Genomic DNA, 7511 nt, shown 5'->3' with positions numbered 1-7511 from the left:
CACCCTCGACAACAGCCGCGATCTCTACCTGCCCGGCCACTTCATCGCCAGCCAGCCCCGCAAGGACCGCGTCCACATCACCCAGAAGCCGCTGGGGTCCCGGCGCGGGCTCGGGGCGGTCCCGGCGCGGCTCGGGTGGTCGGAGGCGGCGGTGGTCGGGGGCGCGCGGCGTCGACGGTCGGGGGCGCGGAAATTGCGTCGCGCCGTCGGTGGTGAACGGCCAGAGTGGTCGCCGTCCGTACGCGCGGTCGGGTCGGTGGGACGATCCGCCGCGGCCGAACCAAGGGGAGGAGTCCGTCCATGTCCACGCTGCGCGTCACCGCCGAGAAGCTGATCATCCTGGAGCACCCGAACGCCGACGCCCTGGAGCTCGCCCAGGTCGGCCTCTACCGGGCGGTGGTCGCCAAGGGCGCGTACCGCACCGGCGACCACGCCGTCTACATCCCCGAACAGTCCGTCCTCCCCGAGGGGTTGATCGAGGAGCTGGGGCTGACCGGCAAGCTGGCCGGCGCCGGGGCGAACCGGGTGAAGGCGGTGCGGCTGCGCGGCGAGCTCTCCCAGGGCATCGTCTGCCGCCCCGCGGCGCTGGCCGGTACCGACCTGGCCGCCGCGGCCGAGCGGGGCGAGGACTTCGCCGACCTGCTCGGGGTCGTCAAGTGGCGGCCGCCGGTGCCGACCTCGATGAGCGGCGACGTGGTCAGCGCGCCCGACCTGCTGCCCTGGGTGGACATCGAGAACCTCAAGCGCTACCCCGACGCCTTCGAGCCGGGCGAACCGGTGGTGCTGACCGAGAAGCTGCACGGCAGCTGCTGCCTGGTCACCTACCTCGCGGCCACCGGCGAGGTGCAGGTGTCGTCCAAGGGCATCGGCGCGCAGGGGCTGGCCCTGGTCGAGGACGAGCGCAACCTGTACTGGCGGGCGGTGCGCGCGTACGACCTCCCGGCGGTGGCGGCCCGGCTGGCCGACCGCCTCGGGGCCGAGCGGGTCGGCATCTTCGGCGAGGTCTTCGGCGAGGGGGTGCAGGACCTGGGGTACGGCGCCTCGGCGCGCACCGAGCGGCCCGGCTACGCGGCCTTCGACGTGTCGGCCGTGGTGGACGGGCAGCTGAACTGGCTGTCGGCGGCCGAACTGCTGGACGGGGAACTGCCGTTGGTGCCGGAGCTGTGGCGCGGGCCGTTCGACCCGGAGACCGTGCTGGGGTACGCCCGGGGCCGGGAGACCGTCTCCGGGCGCGAACTGCACCTGCGCGAGGGCGTGGTGGTGCGGCCGGTCACCGAGCGGTGGAGCCCGGTGCTGGGCGGGCGGGCGATCGCCAAGGTGGTCAGCGACGCTTACCTGACCCGCAAGGGGGGCACCGAGTACGAGTGAGGCGGGTCCGGATCCGGCCGGGCAGCGGTCGGCCCGGCGGCCGGTCCGGGCGCGGCTCCTTTCGGTGCTGACGGCCCGTCGGCAGAGGCGGCGGGCTCATCCCCGGACAGAAGGAGTGCCGATGGCCACCGAAGTCGTTCCCGTTCCCGTTCCCGTTCCGGTTGCCGGCCCCGTGGCCGCCGCCCCCACCTCCGCGATACCCGTTCCGGCCGGGAACCCCCTCGTCGGATCGCTGTTCGACCTCACCCGCAGACCGCTGCGCAGCTACCTCGCGGCCCGTCGCGACCACGGCGACGTGGTGCGCTTCCAGGCCGGGCCGCCCGGGCTGCGGGCCGACTTCTACGGGGTGTTCTCGCCCGACGGCGTGCGCCAGGTGTTGGCCGGCGAGGCGGCCAACTTCCGCAAGGAGAACTCCTTCTACGACGAGCTGCGGACCAGCGTCGGCAACGGGCTGCTGACCAGCCAGGACGCCGACTACCAGCGCCAGCGCCGGATGGTCCAGCCGCTGTTCACCCGGCGCCGGGTGGACGGCTACGCGGACGCGCTCGCGCTGGAGGCGCGGTCGCTCGCCGAGCGCTGGCGGGCGGCGCCCGGCGGGGTGGTGGACGCGGCGGAGGAGACGTCCCGGTTCGCGCTGCGGGCGGTGGCGCGGATCCTCTTCGGCGCCGACGTGGAGGAGGCGGTGGCGGTGGTGCACCACAGCTTCCCGGTGCTCGGCGAGTACGTGAAGGAGCGCGGCTACGCGCCGGTGCGCCTCCCGCGCACCTGGCCGACCCCGTCCAACCGGCGCGGCGCCCGGGCCCAGCGGGCGCTGTACGGGGTGTGCGACCGGATCATCGCCGAACGGGCCGCGCGCGGCGGCGACGAGGACGCGGACGACCTGCTCGCCCTGCTCGGGCGGGCCCGCGACGACGACGGCGAGCGGCTGGACCCGGCCGAACTCCGCGACCAGGTCCTGGTGTTCCTGCTCGCCGGCCACGAGACCACGGCCACCGCGCTGGCCTTCGCGCTGCACCTGCTGGCGCTCCACCCCGAGCAGCGGCGGCTCGCCCGGGAGGAGGCGCGGACCGTCCTGGCCGGGCGGGCGCCGACCGCGGCGGACCTGGACGCGCTGCCGTACATCACCCGGGTGCTGAAGGAGGCGATGCGGCTCTACCCGTCGGCGGCCCTGGGCGGGCGGCGGGCGGTCGAGGAGACCGTCATCGACGGGTATGTGATCCCGGCGGGGGCGCAGGTCGTCGTCGCGCCGCTGGTCACCCACCGGCACCCGGACCACTGGGAGGCCCCGGAGCGCTTCGACCCGGACCGCTTCCTGCCGGAGGCGGAGCGGGCCCGGCACCGCTACGCCTGGTTCCCGTTCGGCGGCGGGCCGCGGGCCTGCATCGGGCAGCACTTCTCGACGCTGGAGGCGGTGCTGGCGCTGGGGGTGCTGCTGCGGGACTTCGACCTGGAGGCGGTGGACCGGCGGGTGGCGCTCGCCCAGGGGATCACGCTGCGGGCGGCGAGCCCGATGCGGATCCGGGTGACGGCGGAGGGCTGACGGCGGCGGCTGACAGTCGACGGCAGACAGCGAACAGACGACAGAGTTCAGCGGACAGATAACAGAGTTTGAAATCTGTTATCTGTCCGCTGTCATTTGTTCGCTGTCCGTCGTTGTCCGCCGGCGTACGTCGGTGCCGTCCGCCGGGCATAGGACCGGGCCATTCGAACACACCGCCCTCGCTCTGCGGGCAGCTTTTCAGATCTTTGTTTGGCCGATTCCGGCCCCTCGGTAGCGTCCCACGCACCCCAGGCCGGAAGCGCACATGTGGGTGGCATATGCCATTCGTATGCAGTCCGCCCGGTCCGGGGAGCCCGGGCGCACCGCGTACGCCCCCGGGCCCGACCGGTCGACCGGAGGTCCCATGGGCACCCTCAACCATCTCAGCCTCGGCTGGCTGACGCCCGCCCTCTCGTACCTGATGGCCTGCGCCGGCGCCGCCCTCGGGCTGCGCTGCACCCTGCGCGGCCTGGCCGCGAGCGGCCCGGCGCGGCGGAACTGGCTGATCACGGCCGCCGCCGCGATCGGCTCGGGCATCTGGACCATGCACTTCGTCGCGATGTTCGGCTTCACCGTCGACGGCACCGAGCTGCGCTACAACGTCCCGCTGACCGTCCTCAGCCTCCTGGTCGCGGTGCTGGTCACCGGCCTCGGCCTGACCGTGGTCTGCTACGGCCGGCACCGCGGCCTCTCCCTGCTGTCCGGCGGCGTCACCACCGGCCTGGGCGTCGCCGCGATGCACTACCTGGGCATGGCCGCCCTCCGGCTGCACGGCGGCCTGCACTACGACGCCGGAACGGTCGCGCTGTCCGTGCTGGTCGCGGTCGGCGCCGCCACCGCCGCGCTCTGGGCCGCCGTCACCATCCGCAACGTGTACGCGGCCGTGGCCGCCGCGATGGGCATGGGCCTCGCCGTCAGCTGCATGCACTACATCGGCATGGCCGCCGTCCACGTCCGGCTGGATCCGACCCGCACCGGCCTCGGCGGGGTCAGCCCGATGGACTTCGTCTTCCCGCTCGCCGTCGGCCTCGGCTCGTTCCTCTTCCTCGCCTCCGCCTTCGTGGCGCTCTCGCCGACCGCCCAGGAGCGGGCCGGCTACCGCGCGGCGGGCGAACTGGCGGTCGAGGAGTTCCCCGCCGCGTCCCCGGACGCCGAGCCCGCCGGGGCCGGGCGCGCCTCGGCCGGGGCCGGGCCGTACGGCACCGGGCCGTACGACGCCGGGCGGCACGACCGCGCCGCCTGAGCCGCGCCGCGCCCCTGCGTTCGCCCCGCCCTCGCACTTCCTCCGCCCGTCCCGCCTCCGCCCTCCCGCTCTCCCCGCCCGAAAGGCTCCTCACCCATGCGAGAAGACCGCGGCGCCGCCCCCGGCGCCCGTCGGGGTGCCCACGCCGGGCCGCCCGCCCGCCCGCCGCGCCCCGGCCCGTGGCTGCGCGGGCTGCGCCCCCGGACCGTCCGGGCCCGGATCATCGCCCTGCTGATGGTCCCGGTCGTCTCCGTCATCGCCCTGTGGGGGTTCGCCACCGTCACCACCGCCCAGGGCGTCTGGGACCTGCTGCGCCAGCGCGACGCCCAGCGCACGCTGCTCACCCCCGTCGCCGAGACGGTGGCCGGGCTGCAGGCCGAACGGACCGCCGCCGGTCAGCTGCTGGCCGCCCCGACGGGCGCACCCACCGCCGCCCGGGAGAGCGCCCTGCGCCAGGCCGCGGCCGCCACCGACCGGGCGCTCGGCGCTCCGGCCGCCGGGGCGCCCGCCGGTGCCGCACCCGCCGCCACCGGCACGGCCCGCCCCAAGAACCCCGTGGCCCCCGCCACGGGCGGCACGGCCGCGGCCGGTGGCGATGAGGCCTACGCCTACACCCACCCCTGCGAGGCCACGAAGCTGACGGTCAAGGTGACCACCCGGGCCGAGGCGCCCGACCAGCGGGTGATCGAGGTGCGCAACCAGGGCACCGCCTACTGCGGCCTGAGCTACTACCCGCTCGTCAGCCTCGGCAGCTCGAAGGCCGCCGACCACGGCAAGGACCTCACGCCGCTCGTCCCGGGCGGGCTGGGCGGCCCGCCGGCCTACGCGCTGGCGGCCGGTCAGACCGCGTACGCGGTGGTCGACCTCAACCCCGCCGGCGGCACCGTCGCCGACGTGGACCAGCTGAACGTCCTGCCCGACGACCAGCTGCCCAACGCCGACACCCGGAACTTCCCGCTCGGCGCCGGCGCGAAGGTGGGCAAGCAGCCCAAGCTCGGCCTGTACGGCCGCAGCGTCGCCGACGCCGCCGCCTCCGCGGCGCTGGCGGGGCAGGGCTGACCTGCCCCGTTGCACTCCTCCCCGCCCCCGTTGCACTCCCCCCTGCTCCGGGCCGCCGCCAGGGCTGCCGGTACGGTGATCTGCGGATCAACGGCATCCCGGGCGGGGCCGGGGGTGGGGGAAGGGCAGCGCATGAGTGTGGAGACCGAGGAGTTCGCGGCGATGCTGCGCGAGCTCAAGGAGCGTTCGGGCCGTAGCTACGGCGCCCTGGCCACCCGGCTGCACGTCAGCACCTCCACTCTGCACCGCTACTGCAACGGCGCCGCCGTACCGACCGAGTACGCGCCGGTGGAGCGGCTGGCCCGGGTCTGCGGGGCGGGCGACGAGGAACTGGTCGAGCTGCACCGGCGCTGGATCCTGGCCGACGCGGCCCGCCGCCGGGAGGCCTCCTCGGCGAGTGCCCCGGCCGCTGCCCCGGCTGCTGCCGCGCCCGAGCCCGCTCTGCGGGCGGAGCCGGAACCGGAGCCGGCTGCCGTACCCGTACCCGAAGAGGAGGAGGTGACGACCGTGCAGCCCGCGCCCCCGACCGCCGAGCCGCGCCGCCGTCGCCGCACCCGGGTGCTGCTGAGCGCGACCGCCGTGGCCGTGCTGGCCGCCGTGGTCTCCGGCCTCGTCCTGCGCGACACCGGCGGCACGCCGAGCGCCTCCGCGTCCTCGCCCGCCGCGTCCTCACCCGCTGTACCCGCCGCCCCGGCGGGCGGGGCCGCGGCGGCCGGTGCCCCGGTGGCCGGTGCGGCGCCCACCGACGTCCCGGCCCCGCCCGCCCCCGCGGGCTCCGCCGCCGCGGACAGCCCGTCCGCGACCGCCTCGGCGGCCCCCGAGGACGTCCCGGCGCCGTTCCACGTGAGCGTCGTCAACAACAACTGGGGCAGTCCCTGCGACCAGTGGTTCATGTCCGCCCGCGCCCCCTCCCAGGTGACCCCGCCCCCGTCCTCCCCCGGCCGGATCGACAGCTGGGCATCCTCCCAGCGCCTCGTCCCGGCCGGGCACCTGCGCATCGAGCTGACCGCCCAGGGCGCGAACGCCGACACCGTCGTGCTGAACGCCATGTACGTCCAGGTGGTCAGCACCCGGCCCGCCCCGAAGTGGAACGCCTACACGCCGGGGTCCGGCTGCGGCGGCGGGCTCGAACCGGCGGCCTTCGCGGTGGACCTCGACGCGCCCTCGCCGCGGGCCGTCCCGGTCGCCGGCCGGGAGGGCGCGCGGAAGACCACGACGACGGACTTCCCGTACAAGATCTCGGCCGGCGACCCGCAGGTGATCGACGTGGACGCCTCCACCCTCTCCCAGGACGTCAGCTGGTTCCTCGAACTGCAGTGGAGCAGCGGCGACCGGAAGGGCACGCTGCGGGTGGACGCCGGCGCCGAGCAGCCGTTCCGCACCGTGGGCAGGCACGGCGCGCCGAACTACTTCCACAACGGCACCGCCTGGGCCCCGGCCCACGACGAGGGCTGAACCCGACGGGCCCGACCCCTGGTCCGTGTCAACGCTGTTGGCATAACCTCGGCCGCATGACCGACCGCGTAGTCCCCGAACCGCAGCGACGCCGGCGCCGGCCCACCCGGCAGGGCGTGGTGCTGTCCGCCGAGCTGATCGTCGACACCGCGATCCGGCTGATCGGCGGGCACGGCGCCGAGGCGCTCACGGTACGGCGGCTCGGCGCCGCGCTCGGGGCCGACCCGAGCGCGGTCTACCGCTACTTCCACAGCACCGACGACCTGCTGCTCGCCATCGCCGACGAACTGATCGGCCGTGCCCAGCAGGGCTGGCAGCCCACCGGCGACTGGCGCGCCGACCTGCGCGCCATCGGCCTGCGCATCCACGCCAGCTACCAGGCGCACCCGCAGGCCGCCATCCTCGCCGCCCACCGCACCACCGGCCGCACCCACGAGGTCGCCGCCGTCGAGGCGATCCTCGGGGTCCTGCGCACGGCGGGCTTCCCGGACCCGGAGGCCGTCCGGATCTACCACGCCTTCGTCGACCAGAGCCTCGGCTTCGCCGCCCTGGACGCCGCCACGCTCGCCCTCCCGGCCGCCGCCCAGCACGCCGACCTCCAGGTCTGGCAGGCCTCCTACGCCCGGCTCGACCCCGCCGACCACCCCCACATCGCGGCCACCGCCCACCTCCTCACCGCGGACATGCCCCGCAGCGGGTACCCGTACGCCCTGGACCTGCTGCTGGAGGCCGCCGAGGCCCGGCTGCGGGCCGCGGGCGGCTGAGAAAGTGTTGGGTAATTGATCAACTGCACGCTGTGATGCGTTGGCGGTGATCTTCGCGGGCTTGGTGTGGCGGGAGAAGAGC

General features: G+C 75.5%; 6 protein-coding genes and 1 pseudogene. All 7 read left to right on the top strand.

What is annotated here, in order from left to right:
* Positions 1 to 94, top strand: a pseudogene (locus ABZW03_RS33425) (site-specific DNA-methyltransferase); the annotation flags it as partial.
* A 206-nt stretch (positions 95 to 300) separates the two neighbouring features.
* On the top strand, positions 301 to 1368 hold the full coding sequence (locus tag ABZW03_RS33420) for an RNA ligase (ATP) (RefSeq protein ID WP_355266832.1): 1068 nt from the start codon (positions 301 to 303) through the stop codon (positions 1366 to 1368).
* Between the two features lie 121 nt (positions 1369 to 1489).
* Positions 1490 to 2908: a cytochrome P450 gene (locus ABZW03_RS33415; RefSeq protein ID WP_355266829.1), complete on the top strand. Its 1419-nt coding sequence runs from the start codon at positions 1490 to 1492 to the stop codon at positions 2906 to 2908.
* 364 nt (positions 2909 to 3272) lie between these two features.
* Entirely contained in the window at positions 3273 to 4151 is an 879-nt protein-coding gene (locus ABZW03_RS33410) for an MHYT domain-containing protein (RefSeq protein ID WP_355266826.1), read from the top strand.
* Between the two features lie 96 nt (positions 4152 to 4247).
* Entirely contained in the window at positions 4248 to 5210 is a 963-nt protein-coding gene (locus tag ABZW03_RS33405; protein WP_355266823.1) for a DUF4232 domain-containing protein, read from the top strand.
* 132 nt (positions 5211 to 5342) lie between these two features.
* Entirely contained in the window at positions 5343 to 6665 is a 1323-nt protein-coding gene (locus ABZW03_RS33400; RefSeq protein WP_355266820.1) for a helix-turn-helix transcriptional regulator, read from the top strand.
* Between the two features lie 56 nt (positions 6666 to 6721).
* Positions 6722 to 7429, top strand: a complete 708-nt coding sequence (locus ABZW03_RS33395) for a TetR/AcrR family transcriptional regulator (RefSeq protein WP_355266817.1) — start codon at positions 6722 to 6724, stop codon at positions 7427 to 7429.
* The last annotated feature ends 82 nt before the right edge of the window (positions 7430 to 7511 follow it).

Origin of the sequence: Kitasatospora sp. NPDC004799, assembly GCF_040609095.1 — a bacterium.
GTDB lineage: Bacteria > Actinomycetota > Actinomycetes > Streptomycetales > Streptomycetaceae > Kitasatospora.
This window is presented reverse-complemented; position numbering and strand designations above follow the sequence as displayed.

Bases quoted from the DNA above. Each gene is read 5' to 3' on its own strand.
- ABZW03_RS33410 (WP_355266826.1), top strand. From the start codon at position 3,273: ATGGGCACCCTCAACCATCTCAGCCTCGGCTGGCTGACGCCCGCCCTC.
- ABZW03_RS33405 (WP_355266823.1), top strand. From the start codon at position 4,248: ATGCGAGAAGACCGCGGCGCCGCCCCCGGCGCCCGTCGGGGTGCCCAC.
- ABZW03_RS33395 (WP_355266817.1), top strand. From the start codon at position 6,722: ATGACCGACCGCGTAGTCCCCGAACCGCAGCGACGCCGGCGCCGGCCC.
- ABZW03_RS33415 (WP_355266829.1), top strand. From the start codon at position 1,490: ATGGCCACCGAAGTCGTTCCCGTTCCCGTTCCCGTTCCGGTTGCCGGC.
- ABZW03_RS33400 (WP_355266820.1), top strand. From the start codon at position 5,343: ATGAGTGTGGAGACCGAGGAGTTCGCGGCGATGCTGCGCGAGCTCAAG.
- ABZW03_RS33420 (WP_355266832.1), top strand. From the start codon at position 301: ATGTCCACGCTGCGCGTCACCGCCGAGAAGCTGATCATCCTGGAGCAC.